At 65.3% G+C, this 21,271-nt stretch carries 9 protein-coding genes and 3 pseudogenes; 2 read left to right on the forward strand and 10 right to left on the reverse strand.

Annotated features, from left to right (window positions below; all coding sequences use genetic code 11):
* Positions 1-170: 170 nt before the first annotated feature.
* Positions 171-2,528: a hypothetical protein gene (locus WJW29_RS05455; RefSeq protein WP_041182200.1), complete on the reverse strand. Its 2,358-nt coding sequence runs from the start codon at positions 2,526-2,528 to the stop codon at positions 171-173.
* A gap of 463 nt (positions 2,529-2,991) precedes the next feature.
* Between WJW29_RS05455 and WJW29_RS05460 the strand changes: the two genes are divergently transcribed.
* On the forward strand, positions 2,992-4,563 hold the full coding sequence (locus tag WJW29_RS05460; protein ID WP_011259652.1) for a S53 family peptidase: 1,572 nt from the start codon (positions 2,992-2,994) through the stop codon (positions 4,561-4,563).
* A gap of 206 nt (positions 4,564-4,769) precedes the next feature.
* Here WJW29_RS05460 and WJW29_RS05465 read toward each other — a convergent pair whose 3' ends face one another.
* The 6 genes and pseudogenes from WJW29_RS05465 to WJW29_RS05490 all read right to left on the reverse strand — a co-directional run.
* Entirely contained in the window at positions 4,770-5,066 is a 297-nt protein-coding gene (locus tag WJW29_RS05465; protein ID WP_011409006.1) for a hypothetical protein, read from the reverse strand.
* Positions 5,063-6,780: pseudogene (locus WJW29_RS05470) on the reverse strand (DUF5597 domain-containing protein). The gene WJW29_RS05465 and the pseudogene WJW29_RS05470 overlap by 4 nt, the downstream one beginning before the upstream one ends.
* The gene (locus WJW29_RS05475; RefSeq protein WP_011259658.1) at positions 6,780-9,119 is read right to left on the reverse strand and encodes a S9 family peptidase; all 2,340 of its coding nucleotides are present in this window, start codon (positions 9,117-9,119) and stop codon (positions 6,780-6,782) included. Before WJW29_RS05475 ends, WJW29_RS05470 begins: the two are co-directional and overlap by 1 nt.
* Positions 9,109-10,695 carry an APC family permease gene (locus tag WJW29_RS05480; protein WP_011259659.1) on the reverse strand — a complete coding sequence of 529 codons (1,587 nt, stop codon included), beginning with the start codon at positions 10,693-10,695 and terminating at the stop codon, positions 9,109-9,111. The genes WJW29_RS05475 and WJW29_RS05480 overlap by 11 nt, the downstream gene beginning before the upstream one ends.
* 62 nt (positions 10,696-10,757) lie before the next feature.
* Entirely contained in the window at positions 10,758-12,623 is a 1,866-nt protein-coding gene (locus WJW29_RS05485) for a DUF885 family protein (protein WP_011409010.1), read from the reverse strand.
* Positions 12,620-13,792 (reverse strand): annotated as a pseudogene (locus tag WJW29_RS05490) (DUF885 family protein); the annotation flags it as partial. The pseudogene WJW29_RS05490 and the gene WJW29_RS05485, both read right to left, overlap by 4 nt.
* Between WJW29_RS05490 and avrBs3 the strand changes: the two are divergent.
* Positions 13,793-17,647, forward strand: a complete 3,855-nt coding sequence (gene avrBs3, locus WJW29_RS05495; RefSeq protein ID WP_133265099.1) for a type III secretion system effector avirulence protein AvrBs3 — start codon at positions 13,793-13,795, stop codon at positions 17,645-17,647. It begins immediately after the preceding pseudogene.
* Here the strand turns inward: avrBs3 and WJW29_RS05500 are convergent.
* The 3 genes and pseudogenes from WJW29_RS05500 to WJW29_RS05510 all read right to left on the reverse strand — a co-directional run.
* Positions 17,648-18,307 (reverse strand): annotated as a pseudogene (locus WJW29_RS05500) (DUF885 family protein); the annotation flags it as partial.
* A 117-nt stretch (positions 18,308-18,424) separates the two neighbouring features.
* Entirely contained in the window at positions 18,425-19,624 is a 1,200-nt protein-coding gene (locus WJW29_RS05505) for a Xaa-Pro peptidase family protein (protein WP_113084338.1), read from the reverse strand.
* A complete protein-coding gene (locus tag WJW29_RS05510; RefSeq protein WP_011259663.1) occupies positions 19,621-21,237 on the reverse strand; it encodes an aldehyde dehydrogenase family protein in 1,617 nt (538 codons plus the stop codon). Before WJW29_RS05510 ends, WJW29_RS05505 begins: the two co-directional genes overlap by 4 nt.
* Between the last annotated feature and the right edge of the window lie 34 nt (positions 21,238-21,271).

Consider the following 21,271-nt stretch of genomic DNA (forward strand, 5'->3'; position numbering starts at 1 on the left):
GACACGCCGGTGCGGTCATCCGATGTGTCCTGGTCTCTTGTGAACGAACGCAGCATTGCGGCCGAGCGACGTTGTGGCACTGTGGTGCGCGATGTCTGCAGCACCACAGCGACCGCATCTTGTGCGATGCAGCCGTGCATCAGCGACGCTTGATCATCGTGCAGCGACGCTCACACGTACCACGCCTGCACTTGCACCAACGCAGCAGCGCTTGGCAGGGCGACGCGATCAGCATGCGGGCCCTGCGGTCGCACCGGCTTGCCATCGACCAGCACGCGCTTCAGGCGTGTGCCTGCCGGAGCACGCAGCGTCAGCCAGGTGCGCCTGGGTGCGCGCTCGGGCAACTGCACATCGGCACGGATGCACCGCGCCGCAACGTCGGTGCGCAGCGTCACGGTGACCTTGCCCCAGCGCGTGGGCGCAGCGGTGATGCCCACCGGCGCACCGCTGCCCAGCCATGCGCGCGGTACCGCGCGGGCAAGGAACAACTGCTCGCCCGCGCTGTCGTCGCTGACCAGCATCCAGCGCAGCAGCAGCGGGATGCTCATCTGCGCAGGCATGCAAAACAACGGCATGCCACCGGTGATGCCACTGACTTCGCCGGCGGTCCAGCTGCCGCGCGTGTGCACCTGATAGCGGTGCGCGTAGACGAACAGCAGATATTCTTCGATGCGATCCAGACGCAGCAGTTGTTGCGCATAGCCGTAGGAAATAAAACCGAGCAGGTCGCGGCTACCCGGCTCCGGCGGCGCGATATTGGCGACCACGCCAATGCTGGTGCCGCCATGGCCGCGCACGCAATCGATCACCAGGTGGGCCAGGTCGTCCGGCAACACATCGGCCTGCAGCAGCTCGGCATACGCACGGTGCGGCCATTGCTGTTCGCTGGTCTTTTCCTGCAGCAGCGATTGGCGGAAGGTCAGTTTGGTGCCGGGCAACGGCCCCACATACGGCGGCGAGAGATCGCGACGCACATTGGCACGCAGGCTGGCTTCCAGCCGCGCACGCAGTTGCTTCGCGCGGCGCTGCCACTGGGTGGCCTGGCCAGCATCGCCACCGAGCGTGCTCCATCCCTGTGCAATGTCTTCCCAGCCGCGGATGGTCAACGCGCTGTTGGCGTAATACGGCTTCCACCACAGCGATGGATCGGGAAACAGGCAGGCATCGGATTCGTTCCAGCCGTGCAGCAGGCCATAGCCGTGTGCGGTGCGCGGCAATGCCAGCGCCTGGTCGTGCAAGGCGCACAACACCTGCGCGGTAGCGGTAATCTTGGGCAGCAAGCGACGCAGCCGTGGCGCATCGCCGGTGTAACGCAGATACCGCGCCAGCAACGACAAGGTCAGCCCGAATTGCCCCACTTCCGGCCCACGCATGTTCGGCAGGCCATCGTCCTGCACGAACTCATCGAAGTAATTGTCGAGTACCGCCGCAGCCTGTGCGAAGCGGCCCCACTCCAGATTGGCGTAGAAAGAACTGGTGAAAGTGTCCTGGAAACCGTCGTATTCGTTGCCGTAATAGTCGCGTTCCACCGCGCCGTACTTGGGGTAATCGCCGCCGGGACGTACCACCAGCTCACGCGCGAACGCGAACTGCGCCATGTCGTTCCAGCTGGCATCGGGGAGCTGCGCCTGCACGGTGCCGTCCAGCGCCTGCTGCCAGTACGCCGCGAAATCGATCAACGCCGCGTAGAACTGTTCGGCCGTGGCGGCGCTGCGCGATGGCGCAAATTCGGGGTAGCTGTGCGTGTAGTGCACCGCGACGATGGCGCCGGCCTTGACCTTCATCGTGCGGTGCCAGGTCTGCACCACGAAGCGATCGCGTGCCCGCACATCGGCAAACACCAACACGTCGTACCAGCTGTCCGGCTCGCCCTCGCAGCGCATCACCTTGCGCACCGCCGGCATCCAGCCGCCGAGCACGCCTTCTTCGCGGCGTTTGATCAGCGCCGTTTCGCCAAGTTCGGCAAACGCGTGTTCCGGCCGCGAAGTGCGGCTGCGGCCATTGGGCAGGATCGGCATGGTGTCCAGGCTTTCGCGCGTGCCGACGAAAGTGGTCCAAGGCCAACGGCCGCCGTTGTCCTTGGGGTCGAGCAAGGAAGCCGGCGGCGGCGCCACATCGCGCACCTGCGCCTCATCCGGGTCGCCGTCGCGCAGCAGGCGGTCGGCCAGCAGGTCGGCGTCGGCCATCGCCACCTCGGCCAGCGGCAACCCGAAGTATGGCTTGCCCTCGGCCGGATACGCCGGCTCGGTACGCTTGTCCAGCCGCAGCATGCCGCTGTCGCTCCACACCGTGAGCTGGCCTTGCGCGTCGTCCAGATGCTCGTAGACCGTCCAGTGCTGTTGCAGGTGAGTAAAGCTGCACAGCCTGATGCCGACATGCGCGGCCGAAGGCAGCGGTTCCAGCCGGGGAAGCACTGGCGCAGGCAGCGCCGCTGCTGCGGCAGTTGTGGCCGGCATTGCCAGGACGGCACCCGCACCAACAGCCGCAGTGGCGGCCATACCCTGACGCAAAAAGGTTCTACGGTCCATCGTTGCGCCCTCGAATGATCGTGGCCCATCGTGCGCGCCTTCACGCACCGCGTCTTGTGACAGCGGTCAGACACCCATGCGGAAATCTGCACATCGCTACTGTGCGTGGGCAGCTGAACGGTGTACTCGCGGCGGCCGTGGATGCGCCAGGGCCGGCAGCGCTGCAAGCCACGCGACACCCTGTCGCAGGATCTGAGGCGGAAGCGGGCAATGCTGATCCTGCGGCACCCCACTGCCGTTGGGTGTCATTGACCGGTGGCCCACCAATCGATGCCTCAGCGCTTCGCATTGCAGTCCATCGCACGTGGCACCGGCTGCACCTATCACCCGCACATGGCATTGAATGCAGAAGGCCGTGCGCTGGCAGCGGTGCTTGTTGCAGTGTTCATGCAGCATGCAACGGCTACATTCCGACATGCACCAACCCACCTCGGCTCACTCACCTAAATGGAAGTCTCCCCGCATGCACACAGTCCTCGCTGGCAGTGAGCGCCACACCGTCCCCTCCATCCTGGAGGCCGGCAAACCGCCGCAGGACGAACGCCTGCGTGTCCTGCTCGCGGTGCGGATGCCGGCGTTGAATGCCGCTGCCGATGCACTGCTGCAGCTGCAGCCCAACACGCTACCGGTTGCATTGACGCGCGCGGCGTTCAGCGAACGCTTCGCCGCCAGCGCGGCAGATCTGCAGGCCGTTGCCGATTTTGCCGCCAGCTATGGTCTGGCGGTCGAACATTCGCATGCAGACAGTGGCAACGTCATTCTTGAAGGCACTGTGCAGCAATGCGAGGCCGCGTTCCATGTCTGCCTGCGCGAATACGTGCACGGCACATCGCGCTATCGCGGCCGCACCGGCCCTGTATCGATTCCGCAGGCACTCACCGGTATCGTCACCGCCGTGCTGGGGCTGGACGCGCGCCCGCAGGCGCAGACGCTGCCCAGCGTGCCTGACGCAAGCGCATCCCTGCCGACCGCGACGCCGCCGCCCACGCCGGCATCGCCGGAAGATGGCCCCATCATGCAGTACACGCCACCGCAGCTGGCGCAGTTGTACGGCTTTCCCGAGCACGACGGTCACGGGCAATGCATCGGCATCATCGTGCTGGGCGGCGGCTATGCACGCGAGCAGATGGCCGCCTATTTCGCGCAGCTGCGCATCCCCATGCCGACGCTGGTGGATGTGCTGTTGCCCGGCGCCACCAACACCGTCAGTCACGGTACGGCAAATGCCGATGTCGAAGCGCAGATGGATATCCAGATCGCCGGGGCGCTCGTACCGGGCGCCAAACTGGTGGTGTATTTCGCACCCAACACCGACAACGGCTTTCTGGAAGCGATCAACGCCGCCATCCACGACACCGAGCATGCCCCGGGAATCATCGTGATCAGCTGGGGCTTCACCGAATCGCAATGGACGCCGCAATCGCGCCAGGCCTACGACTGTGCGTTTCAGGCCGCTGCATTGATGGGCATCACCGTGTGCATTGCCGCGGGCGACGACGGCGCCGGCGACGGGCAGCCAGGATTGAATGTCTGCTTTCCCGCATCCAGCCCGTTCGTGCTCGCCTGCGGCGGCACTCGGCTCCAGGTGACGGCGGACAGCGCCAACGAGCAGGCATGGGCGAACGGCGGCGGTGGAGAAAGCAGGTTCTTTGCACGACCAGCCTGGCAGAAGGATCTGCGTCTGACCGATGCACAGCAGCAGTCACGCCAGCTGCGCATGCGTGGTGTTCCCGATGTGGCGGCCAACGCCGATGCGCAGACCGGCTACTACCTGTCGATCAACGGGCAGCCGGCAGTGATGGGCGGCACCAGTGCCGCTGCACCATTATGGGCGGCCCTGCTTGCGCGCATCTACGGCGCAAACCGCATGCAGCCCCATTTCGTGCTGCCGCGCCTGTACGGCCAGCCGGGCGCATTCCGCGACATCGTGGCAGGCGACAACGCCGGCTTCCGCGCCTGTACCGGCTGGGATGCCAATACTGGGTTGGGTGCGCCCGATGGTGCGCGCTTGGCCGAGGTGTTGCGACCCAGCTGAGCGCGGCAAAGGAGAGCGTGCCGGCAGCCATCGCGGCAATCGGCCAGACCCGGGGACCGTCGGGAAAAGCGTGTCCTGCGATGGTGGGTGGGCAAGACCCCTGCAGCAAACCGGCAGAGTGGGGGCGCTGTGCACTGATCGCTTGCGGAACGCGCCATGCATCCAATGCAACAGGTCGAAGACCGTCGTCGTGTAGGCCGAACCGGCTAGGTCAACACGTCCAACAAGCTACCCAGCATCTCGTCGGAGCGACGCAACACATTGGCATTTGCCTGGAAATCGTTGCGTGCCGATACACCTTCGACCAGATCGGTCGCTGGCGCAGACGGGTCGGCACTGACATTCACCACGTTCGCTGCCACGCCGCCATTGGCCTGCGTACTAGCCGCGACAGACTGACGTTGGCTGCCGTCCACCGGCAGACGGGCCACATTACTGGCGGCTACCTGCTGACGCAGCGCGGCGACCTGCATTCCGGAACTTGCGATGCTGCTGATGCTCATGGTGACTCCGGTGTGGCGGTGAGTGGTTTCGAACAAGGCTCAACCCATTGCAGACAACAGGCGGAAGGCGGCAACAACACGATCAGCACGGCGCAGTGAGTACCCACCCGAACCGGCAACACCACAGGCACATTGCCGTCCGCAGGCGCACGCCCGAAGTTGAGCCCGTCATCGGTCTGGTCGCCGTTGAGCTGCTTTTGCACCTGCCAGCGCCCGTCGCCATACCGCCCCTGCTCCACCCGCAACAGTTGTCCATGACGGGTATCGGCCGCGTTGCGGGAAAATTCAATGCGTGCGGCCATGCCGGTCACCAGAAATTCCTCCGGCCCAAGCTGCGCCACCAGTCACCGGCCGGCGTGGTCGTCGTTGCCGGGCAGAATGGGCGGCGCATCGCCCCACATGGGCGCGCCGAACGAGACCTTGGCCTCCCATTCGCCGAAACGCAGCGTGCGCTGCGGCGCGCCGGATTGCTCGGCGACCGCCTGCAGACGGCCGGCGAAGGCGGCCTGCGCCAGAATCCGCTGCATCGGGCCGAGCAGTTTGAAGTTTGCCGCATGGGCCGCACTTGCTGCGCGGTTGGCCTCGCTATCGGGGTTGCCATCCATTCCGAATACCGAAAAGCCGACGCCGCCCTGCCCCAGTACATGAAACAGGGACGGTGCGGTGGCGGCGCCGAAGCCTGTTTCCGACACCCAGGCCGGGTTGTCCGGTCGCGCGTATTGGCCGATGACCTTGGTGTCTTCGTTGTAATCGTTGGTGTCGATGTCGGTGCCGATGAAATCGATCGACGGCGTGGCCGCGCGCAACAGCGCGACCATGTTCACCGTGGTGCCGCCGGACGGATAGTCCATGCCCGGATACCGCTTGCCCTTGTAGCGCAACCAGGTGTTGACGTAGAGCGGCAATGGGTTCACACGCTTGCCGGCGGCGGCCACCTCTGCTCGATGTACGCGGCGGTTGCATGTGCATTGAAGGCTTACGCAGCCTCGGCGCCGAACCCCTGTTGCCAGCTGCCCTGCGGTTTACCCACCGCGCGCGCAATCTCGGCCGGCACCGGTTGTGCGAGCGCCGCCTCGCCGGCCGGGCCGTGGTCGCGCACGGTGCCGACCGCGCCCGGCTCGTTTTCCACCTGCACCAGAATCACGGTGTGGCGGTCGCCATCGACCTTGCACAGATGCTGCATCAACGCAGTGAACGCGCGCGCATCGGCCTGCATGTTGGCTGTGGCGACAACACATCCACCGGCTCGCCGTTGGCGTCGCGCATGCGCGGGTACGTCGCCTCGTTGCGCTTGATCCATTCCGGCACGTCATGCATCTGGCCGTTCTTCCAGCTGCCGAACCACAGCAAGGCCGCGCCTGCGGGCCCCGGCAATCAGCACGTCCACGTTCGTGGTGTCGAAGCGCCCCTGTTCCGGCTCGAATTGCGCTCAATACACCGGTGCTTCCAGCGTATTGGCATGCAGAGCCACCACGTCGTCGAGGGCTTGCGGCAACACCGCTGGCCATGCGCTGGAGTTGTGCAGTTGCGCGGCCAAGCTGGTGCACGGCGCACCATCGACGAAGACCGCATGGCGCCCGTTCTGGGTGACGACGCATGGCAGTTCTTCTGCGATGGCAAGCAGCGGCATGTTGCCCGACAGCAGCGCGACGAACCACAAAAAGCCGGCAACCCGGCCGCGCCGTTGTGGCTTGAATCGAGCAAACAAACGCATCATTGCGCCTCCGACGGCAGGGAATTCCAGTGCGGCGTGGGCTCGTTGCGCAGATGGCGCACGAAGAAGTCGTACTGGCGGCGTTGCACGTAATCGATCGGCCCGCTGGAGCGGCCCACCGTATGCTCGCCACCTGGCACATTGAGCAGATCGAACTCCTTGCCGGCCTTGATCAAGGCATCGACCACCTGCGCGGTGGACGCTGGATCCACATTGCTGTCCTGCTCGCCGACAATCAGCAGCAGGTCGCCTTGCAGCTTGCTCGCATTGACCACGCCGGACGCCTCCACGTAGCTCGCGTCCACCGGCCAGCCCATCCACTGCTCGTTCCAGCTGATCTTGTCCATGCGGTTGTCGTAGCACCCCACAAACGCCACGCCCACCTTGTAGAACTCCGGATGACGTTCGAGCGCTCCCAGCGTGCTCTGCCCCCCCGCCGACGCACCATAGATGCCCACGCGGCTGATGTCGTAAGACGGATCCTTGGCCGCCAGTGCACGATGCCAGGCGATGCGATCGGCAAAGCCGGAATCGCCCAGGTTCTTCCACGCAACATCGTGAAACGCCTTGGAGCGATTGGCGGTGCCCATGCCGTCGATCATCACCACGATGAAACCCAGATCGGCCTGCGCCTGCATGCCGATCTGCTTGTCGCCACCGGAGTGATAACCGAACGGCCAGAACGTCTTGGGCACGAAGGCATCGTGCGGCCCGGCGTAGATGTTTTCGATCACCGGGTAGCGTTTGCGCGGGTCGTAATCGCGCGGGCGTACCACCATGCCCCAGATGTCGGTGCTGCCGTCGCGACCCTTGGCCATGAAGGTCTCCGGCGCACGCCAGCCGGCGGCCTGCAGCTTGTCGATGTTGCCGCGCTCCACGGTGTGCAGCAGTTGCCCGTCGATGGCGTGCAGCTCCATCACCGGCGGCAGATCCGGACGCGAATAGACATCGACGTAATGCTGGCCGTCATCGGCAATCGCTACATCATGGTCGGCATCGGTGTGGGTCAGGCGCACCAACCGGCGGCCATCGAAATCCACGCTGTACAGCTGCCGATAGTACGGGTCTTTACCCGCATCCATCCCGCTGGCGGTGAACCAGATGCGGCGCTGCATATCGTCCACGCGCAGTACATCGCGTACCACCCACGGCCCGCGGGTGAGCTGGCGTTTCAGCTGGCCGTTACGCCCATCGAACAGATACAGGTGCCGCCAGCCATCGCGTTCGGAAATCCACAGCACCTCATCGCCGCGCCCATCCACGTCGTGGCGAAAACTGCGGTCGGCATAGACGAACGTGCGGGCGTCTTCGCCAACTGCCACATGCGCGCGCCCGCTGCGGGCATCCACCGCAATCACGCGCATACGCTGGAAGCCGCGTTGCACGTACTCGAACGCCACACTGCGCCCATCGCTGCGCCACTGCAGCGGCGACAGCGAATACGGGTTGTCGAACATGTCCGTTTCCACATCGCGCCGTGTGCCGTCCAGCGCGAACAGCACTGGCCGCTCCACATCCACCGCATCGCCTGGCTTGGGATATAGCTGGGTGTGCACCACCGGTTGTCCGCCACCGGCCGGTGCGGCCTCCACGCGGGTGACACGGCGGGCCAGCCCGGGGCGCACGCGATAGACCGCCAGCTGCTGCGAATCCGGCGACCAGGCAACACTCTCCAGGTCGAAATAATCATCGGCACGGCCGTCGCTACTGAGCCGGGTTACCTGCCCATCGGCGACACGGCGCAGCATCAGGTTCCAACCATCGGCCAGCACCTCCCACCTGGCATCCGGCGAGCGAGACGGCGTGGTGTCGGCCGGCACCAGCGGGTCGCGCACCACGCCGAAACCGCGTGGACGTGACTGCGCCTGCGGCCGTGCATCGGGCGCGCAGTGGTAAGTGGTCAGCGTGCAGCGCCAGGCCGCATCGTACAGTGCAAAGATAATCGCACCGTCGCTGCGTTCGCCCTCTTTTGAAAAGAAAAACCGCTCGAACGGCAGCCGCAGCGGCGCATAGGTCTTACCGGTTGCTGCACTCAGGCCCTGTGCCACCCGTGCCTGATCGAAGGCCGGCTGCTTCTGCAGCGTGGCCACATCGGCACTGACGAATACGAAGCCGCCCGGCACTGTCTTGCGGTAATAGAACCTGCCGTCGTCCTGCCACTGCGCCGGCCAGGCGACATTCTCTGTCAGCGTGATCCACTGTTCGCGGAGGCCCAGCGAGCGTTGGTAATCGGCAACGCTAGGCGCAGCCTGTGCCACACCCGACCACACCACGATGCACGCAACCAGCGCACGCCACCGGCACAACGCAGATGCGCTGCGGCGCGCATCACTCACCATCGTCTTCCTCCAGCGCCAGCTCGTCGCTGCGCAACCCGCTGCGCGCGCCCCAGTGGTAAATGAAGAACGCAATCGCTGCCACGCTCAGCGTATCGAACGGGTACGCGATCCAGCCGTGTCCGCCAAACGTGCCGGCCCACGACACCAGCATCACCAGCACGAAGAACACGATCAGCCACAACGACGCGCACACCTGCCGCAACAATCGGGTGCGCCCCTCACGCGAGGGCAAGCGATACAGCACGTACAGCGCGAATGCGAGCACCTGCAAGCCGAGCAGCCACGACAAGGTCGGCCAGGTGGACCAATACACGATCAACGCCGCCACCATGAACGACAGCGGCCCCAACACCGTCAGGCCGCGCACGAAAAATGGCCGTGGCAACGCCGGCGCACTGCGGCGCAACGCCGCCACCGCGACCGGCGCCACCGCGTAGCTCAGCACCAAGGCGGCCGACACCACGCCGATCAGCGTTTCCCACGAAGGGAACGGCAGCGTCCAGAAGATCGACAAGCCCAGGCTCAACCACAACGCAGGACGCGGGATGCCCGACACCGGGTGCACCCGCGTCAAGCCCGGCAAAAACCCACCGCTCCGCGCCCAGCCGTACACCACGCGCGGCGTGGCATTCATGTAGATATTGCCGGTGCCGCTGGGCGAGACCACCGCATCGCAGATCACCAGCGTGGCCAGCCACGCCATGCCCAAGGCCAAGGCGATGTCGTGGTACGGCAGCGAGAAGGCCTTGTCGATGCCAGTCCAACCTTGTGCGATTTGCCCGGCAGGAATGCTGCCCAGAAACGCCAGCTGCAGCAGCACGTAAATCACCGTTGACAGCGCCACCGACAGGATCAGCGCAATGGGAATATTGCGCTGTGGATCGCGTACTTCGCTGGCCACCGACACGATCGGGGTCAGCCCCAGGTACGCGAAGATGATGCCGCCGGCCGAGATCGCCGCTTCCACGCCGGCCATGCCCGAGGGTGCGACCCCATGCACGGTGAGATTATCTGCATTGAAATGCCGCATCAGCAGTACGATCACCAGGATAGGCACCAAAAACTTGAAGATGCTGACGATGTTGTTCGCCAACGCGAACGTCTTGACGCTGAAATAGTTGAGCAGGAAAAACAGCACCAGCAAGGCCAACTGCACCAGCCAGCCCCACACGCTGGGGTGCGTACTATTTGCTTGACTCAACGACGGGAACCACGCTGCTGCGTATTGCCGCGCCGCTTCCACTTCGATCGCAATCAAGCTGGAAAACGCGATCAGCGTGATGAAGCCGGTCAGCGCGCCGAGCAAGGCGCCATGCGAATACTCCGGGTAGCGCACCACCCCGCCCGCACGCGGTAACGCCGCACCGAGTTCGCAATACACCAGCCCGAGCAGCAGCACCGCGATGCCGCCGAGGATCCAGGACACGATGCCGGCCGGCCCTGCAATCGAGGACACGTGGCTGGCCGAAAACAACCACCCGGAGCCGAAGATCGAACCCAGCCCGATAAAGGTCAGGTCGGTCAGACTCAGCCGCTTGTGGAACTTGCCTTGCGTGGTTGCAGCGTGTGTGGTCATCCGTCGCCCCGAAGAGTGGAAAGCGCAGTTACTGCAGGAAAGCCATGATGTGCCGGCAGGTGTCAGTCGCTGGCAGACGCGTTCGCCTCTGCCGATGCATCTGCGGCGTCGTCATTTGGATACGGCGACACGCCACCATCGGCGATAAAGCGGTCGATGCGTGCTTCCAGCACCGGCAACGGCACCGAACCGGTCTGCAGCAGCGCATCGTGGAAGTGACGCAGGTCGAACCTCTCGCCGAGTGCAGTTTCTGCCTTGTGGCGCAGCTCAAGCATTTTCAGCTCGCCCAGGTAGTAGGACAGCGCCTGGCCCGGCCAGGCGATATAGCGGTCCACCTCGGTGGTCACTTCGTGCTCGCTCAACGCGGTGTTGTCGCGCAGGTAGGCCTGGGCCTGTTCGCGTGTCCAGCCCTTGTGATGGATGCCGGTATCGATCACCAGCCGGCAGGCGCGCCACATCTGGTACGTCAGGTAACCGAAGCGGTCGTAGGGCGTGTCGTACATGCCCATTTCCTGGCCCAGATACTCCGAATACAGCGCCCAACCCTCGCCGTAGGCAGAGATAAAGCCGTAACGACGGAACTCCGGCAAGCCTTGCGCCTCTGCCGCCAGCGGCATCTGCAATGCGTGGCCTGGCGAGGACTCATGCAAGGTCAGCGCGGTGAGGTTGTACAGCGGCCGCGACGGCAGGTTGTAGGTGTTGACCAAATAGATGCCCGGCCCACCGCGGCCACCGGTGTAGAACGGTGCCAGCTCCGGCGGCACCGGTTCGATCGCAAAACGTCGGCGCGGCAGCCGGCCGATGTAATCGCCCACCTTGGCGTCCACACGCTTGGCGATCCAGGCCGCCTGCTTGAGCAACTCTTCCGGGGTCTTGGCGTAGAACTGCGGGTCGGTACGCAGGAAATGCAGAAACGCCGGAAACACCGCCTGGCCGGCCGGCGGCTTGAAGCCGCTGGCCGCGATGGTCTGGTCCATCTGCTTGCGGAGCTTGGCCACTTCCTGCAAGCCGATCTGATGGATCTGATCGGGGCTCAAATCCAGCGTGGTGAACTCGCGAATCTGCGCGCGGTAATACGCCTGCCCGTCCGGCAAAGCTTCGGCGGCCAGCGTTGTGCGCGCACGCGGCTGGTACTCATTGCGGATGAAGTCCAGCAACCTGGCGTACGCCGGCACCACCTGCGTATCGATGGCCCTGACCGCTTGCCGGCGCAGTTGCGCCTGCACATCGGCCGGCAGCGTCGCCGGCATTTGCTTGAACGGCGCGTAGAACGGATTGGCCTCACCGTTGGCCTGCGCCACATCGGCGATGGATTGGTCGCGGCCGGTCATCGTGACCCGAGGCTGGCTGAAACCGCGCGCCAACCCAGCGCGCATATTGTCGGTGTGTTCGGTGAAATAGCGCGGGATGTCGGCCAACATCTTCAGATAACGCTGGTAATCCTCGCGCGTGCGCAGCTTGGCCTCGGCGCTGAACCCCAGATCGCTCCAGAACGCCGAGTCGCTGTTGAACGGCATTTCCCAGGCGCGAAAATGCTGCTGATCCAGCAACACCTGCAACTGTTGCCGATACACCTGGTAACTCACCTGATCTTCGGCGGACAACTGCGCCTGCGGAATGGCATCCAGTGCGGTCAACGCCTGTTGCCAATACGCCGTGCGCAGATTCTGCGTGGCGACATCGACCTTGGGCAGATGATCGGATTGCTGCTCCTGCGTGGCCTGATTGTCCTCATCCACCGCGCCGGACGCCTGGGCTTGCCGCCAGCGCCATTCGCGCGTGTACAAGGCCTTGAAGCGTGCCGCTGCGCTGGCCTGCGTGGCCGCCACAGCGGCGTCGGCTGCCTGCGCCGGCAGGGCCAGACCGCTCAGGCTGGCTGCGATCAACAGACTCAATGCGCTCGCACGTAATACGCTGCCCTTCGTCATTTGTTTGCCTCCGGTGTCGTCTTGGCCTGCGCAATCCACTGCCGCACGCGTTGCTGCAGCATCGCCAGCGGCATCGCACCGCCGCCGAGCACCGCATCATGGAAGGCGCGCACATCGAAGCGCTCGCCAAGTTCTTTTTCCGCTTCCGCACGCAATGCCAGGATCTGCAGCTGGCCGAGCTTGTAGCCCAGCGCCTGGCCCGGCCACACGATGTAGCGGTCGGTTTCGGACTGGATGCTGGGCTCGTCGTCTGACGGATGCGCGTGGAAGAAATCCACCATTTGCTGGCGATTCCAGTGCTTGTAATGCACACCGGTATCGAGCACCAGCCGATTGGCGCGCAGCAATTCTCCAGACAGACGCCCGTAATCGTTGTACGGATCCTTGAAGAAACCGATCTCCTTGCCGAGGCGCTCGGCATACAGCGCCCAGCCTTCGATATAGGCGTTGTAGCCGGCCTGCTGGCGGAACGGCGGCAACGGCAGCGTCTGCGCGAGCGAAATCTGCAGGTGATGGCCCGGCACGCCTTCGTGATAGGCCGTGGTTTCGATATTGATCAGCGTGCGGCTGGCGAAGTCGCTGGTGTTGACCTTCACGATTGCTGGCTTGGTGCCTTTCGGATTGCTCTGCCAGTATTCGGCGCCCGGTGCGGTGCGCCGGAACGCCGGCATCGCCTGCACGTCCAGCGGGGTGTTGGGCAGATGACCGAACAGCTTGGGCAGCTCCGGTTCCATCGCCGCGATGTACTGGCGGTACTGCTGCAGAATCTGCTCGCCCGAGGTGGCGAAGTGGCGCGTGTCAGTCTCCACTGACTTGCGGAAGCTCGCCAGATCGGCAAAACCCTGTGCCTTGGCGATCACCGTCATCTCGCCTTCGATGCGCGCGACCTCCTTCAAACCGATCTGGTGGATGTCCTCCGGCGCCATATCGGTGGTGGTCTGGGTATGGATGGCATAGCGATAACGGCGCTCGCCATCGGGCAGCGACCACAGGCCTTCCTGCGCGCGCCCTTGCGCGGCGTATTCCTCGCGCACGAACGCGGCCAGCTTGCCGTAGGCAGGGCGCACCTGCTGGTCGATCGCTGCGAGCAGTTGTTTGCGCAGCACATCGCGTTGATCGGCCGGCACCGCGGCGCCGCGCTTTTTCAACGGCGAGGCGAACGGGCTTTGATGGATCCCATTCGTTCGCGCACGCCAAGTCCTGCCCGCGAGCTTCTGCCCGGACCCCAACCGGATAGGGTTCAGCCGACTGCAGATCGGGGGGGGGCTCCGCCTGCTGGCGGCCCCCTGGATGGCTTGCCCGCTCGGCGGACGATGTCCCGGACCCGGCTGCCATCTCCCCCTGCGCCCTCGCCTGCGTTCTCGGCGGGCAGCTTCAGCGATCTGCTCCGTCAGTTCGATCCGTCGCTTCTTGATACATCGCTTCTTGATTCGATGCCTGCCGTCGGCACGCCGCATACAGCGGCTGCCCCAGCAGAGTGCGATGAGGTGCAATCGGGTCTGCGTGCAGCCGATGACCCGCCACCCACCGTGCGTGTCGCTGTCACTGCCGCGCGGCCGCCGCGCGCCAAGCCGGCCCCGCGACGGCGTGCGGCGCAACCCTCCGACGCTTCGCCGGCCGCGCAGGTGGATCTACGCACGCTCGGCTACAGTCAGCAGCAGCAAGAGAAGATCAAACCGAAGGTGCGTTCGACAGTGGCGCAGCACCACGAGGCACTGGTGGGCCATGGGTTTACACACGCGCACATCGTTGCGCTCAGCCAACACCCGGCAGCGTTAGGGACCGTTGCTGTCACGTATCAGGACATAATCAGGGCGTTGCCAGAGGCGACACACGAAGACATCGTTGGCGTCGGCAAACAGTGGTCCGGCGCACGCGCCCTGGAGGCCTTGCTCACGGAGGCGAGGGAGTTGAGAGGTCCGCCGTTACAGTTGGACACAGGCCAACTTCTCAAGATTGCAAAACGTGGAGGCGTGACCGCAGTGGAGGCAGTGCATGCATGGCGCAATGCACTGACGGGTGCCCCCCTGAACCTGACCCCGGACCAAGTGGTGGCCATCGCCAGCAATATTGGCGGCAAGCAGGCGCTGGAGACGGTGCAGCGGCTGTTGCCGGTGCTGTGCCAGGACCATGGCCTAACCCCGGACCAGGTCGTGGCCATCGCCAGCAATGGCGGCAAGCAGGCGCTGGAGACGGTGCAACGGCTGTTGCCGGTGCTGTGCCAGGCCCATGGCCTGACCCCGGACCAGGTGGTGGCCATCGCCAGCAATATTGGCGGCAAGCAGGCGCTGGAGACGGTGCAGCGGCTGTTGCCGGTGCTGTGCCAGGACCATGGCCTGACCCCGGACCAGGTGGTGGCCATCGCCAGCCATGGCGGCGGCAAGCAGGCGCTGGAGACGGTGCAGCGGCTGTTGCCGGTGCTGTGCCAGGACCATGGCCTGACCCCGGACCAGGTGGTGGCCATCGCCAGCAATATTGGCGGCAAGCAGGCGCTGGAGACGGTGCAGCGGCTGTTGCCGGTGCTGTGCCAGGACCATGGCCTGATCCCGGACCAGGTGGTGGCCATCGCCAGCAATATTGGCGGCAAGCAGGCGCTGGAGACGGTGCAGCGGCTGTTGCCGGTGCTGTGCCAGGACCATGGCCTGACCCCGGACCAGGTGGTGGCCATCGCCAGCAATAGTGGCGGCAAGCAGGCGCTGGAGACGGTGCAGCGGCTGTTGCCGGTGCTGTGCCAGGCCCATGGCCTGACCCCAGACCAAGTGGTGGCCATCGCCAGCCACGATGGCGGCAAGCAGGCGCTGGAGACGGTGCAGCGGCTGTTGCCGGTGCTGTGCCAGGACCATGGCCTGACCCCGGCCCAAGTGGTGGCCATCGCCAGCAATAACGGCGGCAAGCAGGCGCTGGAGACGGTGCAGCGGCTGTTGCCGGTGCTGTGCCAGGCCCATGGCCTGACCCCAGACCAAGTGGTGGCCATCGCCAGCCACGATGGCGGCAAGCAGGCGCTGGAGACGGTGCAGCGGCTGTTGCCGGTGCTGTGCCAGGACCATGGCCTGACCCCGGCCCAAGTGGTGGCCATCGCCAGCAATAGTGGCGGCAAGCAGGCGCTGGAGACGGTGCAGCGGCTGTTGCCGGTGCTGTGCCAGGACCATGGCCTGACCCCGGACCAGGTGGTGGCCATCGCCAGCAATGGCGGCGGCAAGCAGGCGCTGGAGACGGTGCAGCGGCTGTTGCCGGTGCTGTGCCAGGACCATGGCCTGACCCCGGACCAGGTCGTGGCCATCGCCAGCAGTAGCGGCGGCAAGCAGGCGCTGGAGACGGTGCAGCGGCTGTTGCCGGTGCTGTGCCAGGACCATGGCCTGACCCCGGACCAGGTGGTGGCCATCGCCAGCCACGATGGCGGCAAGCAGGCGCTGGAGACGGTGCAGCGGCTGTTGCCGGTGCTGTGCCAGGACCATGGCCTGACCCCGGACCAGGTGGTGGCCATCGCCAGCAATATTGGCGGCAAGCAGGCGCTGGAGACGGTGCAGCGGCTGTTGCCGGTGCTGTGCCAGGACCATGGCCTGACCCCGGACCAGGTGGTGGCCATCGCCAGCAATATTGGCGGCAAGCAGGCGCTGGAGACGGTGCAGCGGCTGTTGCCGGTGCTGTGCCAGGACCATGGCCTGACCCCGGACCAGGTGGTGGCCATCGCCAACAATAACGGCGGCAAGCAGGCGCTGGAGACGGTGCAGCGGCTGTTGCCGGTGCTGTGCCAGGACCATGGCCTGACCCCGGACCAGGTGGTGGCCATCGCCAGCAATATTGGCGGCAAGCAGGCGCTGGAGACGGTGCAGCGGCTGTTGCCGGTGCTGTGCCAGGACCATGGCCTGACCCCGGCCCAGGTGGTGGCCATCGCCAACAATAACGGCGGCAAGCAGGCGCTGGAGACGGTGCAGCGGCTGTTGCCGGTGCTGTGCCAGGACCATGGCCTGACCCCGGACCAGGTGGTGGCCATCGCCAGCAATATTGGCGGCAAGCAGGCGCTGGAGACGGTGCAGCGGCTGTTGCCGGTGCTGTGCCAGGACCATGGCCTGACCCCGGACCAGGTGGTGGCCATCGCCAGCAATGGCGGCGGCAAGCAGGCGCTGGAGAGCATTGTTGCCCAGTTATCTCGCCCTGATCCGGCGTTGGCCGCGTTGACCAACGACCACCTCGTCGCCTTGGCCTGCCTCGGCGGACGTCCTGCCCTGGATGCAGTGAAAAAGGGATTGCCGCACGCGCCGGAATTGATCAAAAGAATCAATCGCCGCATTCCCGAACGCACGTCCCATCGCGTTGCCGACCTCCCCGAACGCACGTCCCATCGCGTTGCCGACCTCGCGCACGTGGTGCGCGTGCTTGGTTTTTTCCAGAGCCACTCCCACCCAGCGCAAGCATTCGATGACGCCATGACGCAGTTCGGGATGAGCAGGCACGGGTTGGTACAGCTCTTTCGCAGAGTGGGCGTCACCGAATTCGAAGCCCGCTGCGGAACACTCCCCCCAGCCTCGCAGCGTTGGGACCGTATCCTCCAGGCATCAGGGATGAAAAGGGCCAAACCGTCCCCTACTTCAGCTCAAACGCCGGATCAGGCGTCTTTGCATGCATTCGCCGATTCGCTGGAGCGTGACCTTGATGCGCCCAGCCCAATGCACGAGGGAGATCAGACGCGGGCAAGCAGCCGTAAACGGTCCCGATCGGATCGTGCTGTCACCGGCCCCTCCACACAGCAATCTTTCGAGGTGCGCGTTCCCGAACAGCACGATGCGCTGCATTTGCCCCTCAGCTGGAGGGTAAAACGCCCGCGTACCAGGATCGGGGGCGGCCTCCCGGATCCTGGTACGCCCATCGCTGCCGACCTGGCAGCGTCCAGCACCGTGATGTGGGAACAAGATGCGGCCCCCTTCGCAGGGGCAGCGGATGATTTCCCGGCATTCAACGAAGAGGAGCTCGCATGGTTGATGGAGCTATTGCCTCAGTCAGGCTCAGTCGGAGGGACGATCTGACTCGCCGGTCAACGCGGCAATCTTGTCGATCTGCTCGGGCAGGCGCTCCAGCAGATACCGCGGCTGGGTGAGGCCATCCTTGGCACCTTGGCGCGACACCGCGATCACCTGGTCGATCACCGTCGGAATGGTCTGCAGGCGCTTGATGTAATCCTGATAGTCCTTGGCGTTTTCGAACGGGAATGCGTCGCCATACCCGGCCAGCGCCAGCTGTATGCCGCCAATCGGTTCCAGCGGCATCGCATAGGTCTTCAGATCGATGCCTTCCAGCGTGTCGCGCAACTGGCCCAGCATCATCTGCAGGCTGAGCTGGCGCTGTTCGTCCAGCGTCTTGGCATCCACTGCTTCGAACTGCTTGAGCAGGTCGGCCGTTGCGGTGCGATCTGCTTGCACGGCTTCCAGCGAGTCATCGCTCCAGCGGTCGTTGTAACGCTTGTCGCCGATGATGCTGGCGAACTCCGGGTTGTGCTGCAGTTGGTACTGCCACTGCTTGTCCAGCAGCGTGTCGAAGGCCTTGGCAGCCTGCTCGCCGGTCGAGGCGGAGGCAGGTGTAGCCGCCTGCTCCGCTGCAGGCGGCACCGGCTTGCAGGCGGTGAACAACGCGGCTGCGAGTAAACCGGCGACAACCGGACCGATGGCGACAGGACGCAGGTGCTTCATGCATTCACTCCTAGATGCAAGAACAGCGGTCGGAGCGCGCCTGAGCGCGAATGGCGTTACTCGGGAATGTCCGTCGCGCCCGGGTGCGCTCCTACGCGCGCGTGAACCCTTGCAGATTCAGGCAAACGGTTGATCGATCGCCACCGACGGCGGCGTGAACCACTGCGCGCCGGCATCGGTGACGTAGAAATGGTCTTCCAAGCGCACACCGAACTGCTCCGGCACCACGATCATCGGCTCGTTGCTGGCGCACATGCCCGGCTGCAGCGGCAGCGCATTGCCGCGCACCAGATACGGCGCCTCGTGAATCGCTAACCCGCAACCGTGACCGGTGCGATGCGGCAGGCCGGGCAACCGATAGTCGGGGCCGAGCCCGGCAGCTTCCAATACGGTGCGTGCCGCCTGATCCACCGCCTCGCACGCCACGCCGGGGCGTATCGCCGCAAACGCCGCCGCCTGCGCGGCCTGTTCCAGGTCCCAGATGCGCCGCTGCGCATCATTGGGGGCACCATAGATCCAGGTGCGGGTGATGTCGGAGTGGTAGCCCTGCACGGTGCAGCCGGTATCGATCAGCACCAGCTCGCCTTCGCGCAGGTGCTGCACACCGGGAATGCCGTGCGGAAACGCGGTGGCATGGCCGTACTGCACGATGCAGAAGGTCGAACCGTTATCCGCGCCCAGCGCGCGATGCGCCTCATCGATGAAGCGCACCAGTTGATCGGTGCCGATGCCCTCGTACGCGATGCCCGCAGCCAGCCGCTGCACCAGCAAGGTCATCTCGCAGGCCTGCTGCATCAATGCCAGCTCGGCCGGCGACTTGCACATGCGGCAGCCATCGATGATGACGCCGGCATCGCGAATCGCCTTGCCCAGATGGGCGCGCAGACCGGTGTGCACGGCGAATGCAATGCCCGGGTCCAGCGCCAAGGCATGCGCATGGCGCTCGTTCATGGCCTGCACCACCAGTACGTACGGGTCGTCGTGTTCTTCCCACAGGTATTTAGCCACCGGGATCTTCAGCACCGCATCCAGCGAGCCTTCTTCGAATGCGGGGCAGATCAATACCGGGTCGCCGTCCAGCATCAGCAGCAACGCTACCAGACGTTCGCTCGCCCCCCATGGCACGCCGGTGAAATAGCGCAGCGAGGTGCCGGCGCCGATCAACAGCGCATCCACGCCATGCGCGCGCATCAAACGACGTGCGCGCTCGATGCGGCGCTCGTATTCGCCCGCGGCGATCGGCGCGGCGCGTTGGGTCCACGGTGCCAGCTGCGCGCGCGCCTGCTCCAGCGACAGCCCGCCGATCTGGCTGCTCATGCGCCCGCTCCAAGATCGGCGGTGCTCCACTGCCCATCGACCAAACGCGCCACGCCGCCTGGATTGCGTTGACGTAATTCAGCAGGCAGCAGCGCATCGGGTACCGCGTCGTAACTGTGCAGGGCGGCAAAACGGCGGATGGCACCGGGCATACCCACCGCAGTGAATCCCGGATGCCCCGTGCTCGGGAACGGGCCGCCATGGTTCTGCGCGGCGCTCACTGCTACGCCGGTTGGCATCTTGCTATTGATCAACCGCCCTACCCGCGCGCGCAGCACCGGGGCGATGGCCTGCCATGCCGCATCGTCGCTGCCGTCGGCGGCGCGGTACAGCGTGCCGGTGAGGTTGCCTTCGAACGCGGCAGCCACCTCTGCCATTTGCGCCACATCGGCTGCGCGCACCAGCAGGCTCACCGGGCCGAAGGCTTCGGCCTGCAACGCCTGCGGGTTGGCGATGAAGGCCTGCGCATCCACGCTCAACAAGGTGGGTGCATAGCGGTAGCCATCTTCGCCGGTGTGACCGCCGGCCAGCATGCCGGCACCGGCAGCACGCAAGTCCGCCACACCACGTTGCACACCATGCACGCCGGACGCGGAGAACAGCACCATCGGCATGGCCGCTTCGAAATGCGCCCTGGTGGCTGCCACAAACGCATCGCCGGCCACGCCATGCGGCACCACGACCACGCCGGGATTGGTGCAAAACTGGCCGCTACCGAGCGTGCAGGATGCGAAGAATTCCTGCGCAAGCGCATCGCCGCGTTCGGCCAGCGCGCCGGGCAACAGGAACACCGGGTTGACGCTGGACAGCTCGGCATAGAACGGCACGCCGGCCACATCTGCCGCTGCCTTCAGCGTCAGCCCGCCGGCACGGCTGCCGGTAAAGCCGATCGCGCCGAGTCGCGCATCGCCAGCGAGCCGCACGCCGATCGTATTGTCGAAGTGATACAGCAGCTGCACGGCTGCCGCAGGAAGACCGGACCCGACCAGCGCGCGATGTGCCAACTGCGCCATGCGCTGGCTGGTGACCGGATGCAGCGGATGCGCCTTGGCGATGACCGGATTGCGCGCGGCAATCGCCGAGGCGAAATCGCTACCGGCAATCGCATTGAAGGCGAACGGAAAATTGTTCGGCCCGAACACCAGCACCGGCTTGCCCAGCGGCGCCAGGTGCGAACGCAGATCGGCCGCGCTGTCGATGATGGGCTGGGTCCAGCTATAACTCCGCACCGCGTTTGCGGCCTGACGCAGTTGCCCGCTGGTGCGCGGCAGTTCGTTGCCACGCAGGCGGGTGGGCGCCGGCAACGCCGTCTCGGCATGCGCCAGTGCAACCAGGGCGTCGGCATCGGCATCCAGCGCGTCGGCGTAGCTTTCCAGAAAGGCAGCGATGCGCTCGACCGGCGCGGCCACGAGTTCCGCTGCCACTGCCTGCGCCGCAACGACGGCCGCTTCCACATCGTCCGCACCACTGATCGGAAAATGCGGCCCGATCGGCTCGCCGGTGGCCGGGTTGGCGGCGCGGAAGCTGCCGGTAGCGGCACCGCTGCGTTGCCATCGGCCACCGAGCAGGATCTCTGCCGTGGTCGTGGGACTGGAGTGGTTCGTATCGTTCATTGCGGCACCTTCGGTGACAGGGATGCAGGGCCTG

It is taken from the genome of Xanthomonas sp. JL1, from assembly GCF_038405005.1.

What these genes read in the sequence shown, in the direction of transcription:
- WJW29_RS05465 (WP_011409006.1), bottom strand. Translation starts at nt 5,066, where the DNA reads ATGAGCATCAGCAGCATCGCAAGTTCCGGAATGCAGGTCGCCGCGCTG.
- WJW29_RS05485 (WP_011409010.1), bottom strand. Translation starts at nt 12,623, where the DNA reads ATGACGAAGGGCAGCGTATTACGTGCGAGCGCATTGAGTCTGTTGATC.
- WJW29_RS05455 (WP_041182200.1), bottom strand. Translation starts at nt 2,528, where the DNA reads ATGGACCGTAGAACCTTTTTGCGTCAGGGTATGGCCGCCACTGCGGCT.
- WJW29_RS05460 (WP_011259652.1), top strand. Translation starts at nt 2,992, where the DNA reads ATGCACACAGTCCTCGCTGGCAGTGAGCGCCACACCGTCCCCTCCATC.
- WJW29_RS05510 (WP_011259663.1), bottom strand. Translation starts at nt 21,237, where the DNA reads ATGAACGATACGAACCACTCCAGTCCCACGACCACGGCAGAGATCCTG.
- WJW29_RS05480 (WP_011259659.1), bottom strand. Translation starts at nt 10,695, where the DNA reads ATGACCACACACGCTGCAACCACGCAAGGCAAGTTCCACAAGCGGCTG.
- WJW29_RS05505 (WP_113084338.1), bottom strand. Translation starts at nt 19,624, where the DNA reads ATGAGCAGCCAGATCGGCGGGCTGTCGCTGGAGCAGGCGCGCGCGCAG.
- avrBs3 (WP_133265099.1), top strand. Translation starts at nt 13,793, where the DNA reads ATGGATCCCATTCGTTCGCGCACGCCAAGTCCTGCCCGCGAGCTTCTG.
- WJW29_RS05475 (WP_011259658.1), bottom strand. Translation starts at nt 9,119, where the DNA reads ATGGTGAGTGATGCGCGCCGCAGCGCATCTGCGTTGTGCCGGTGGCGT.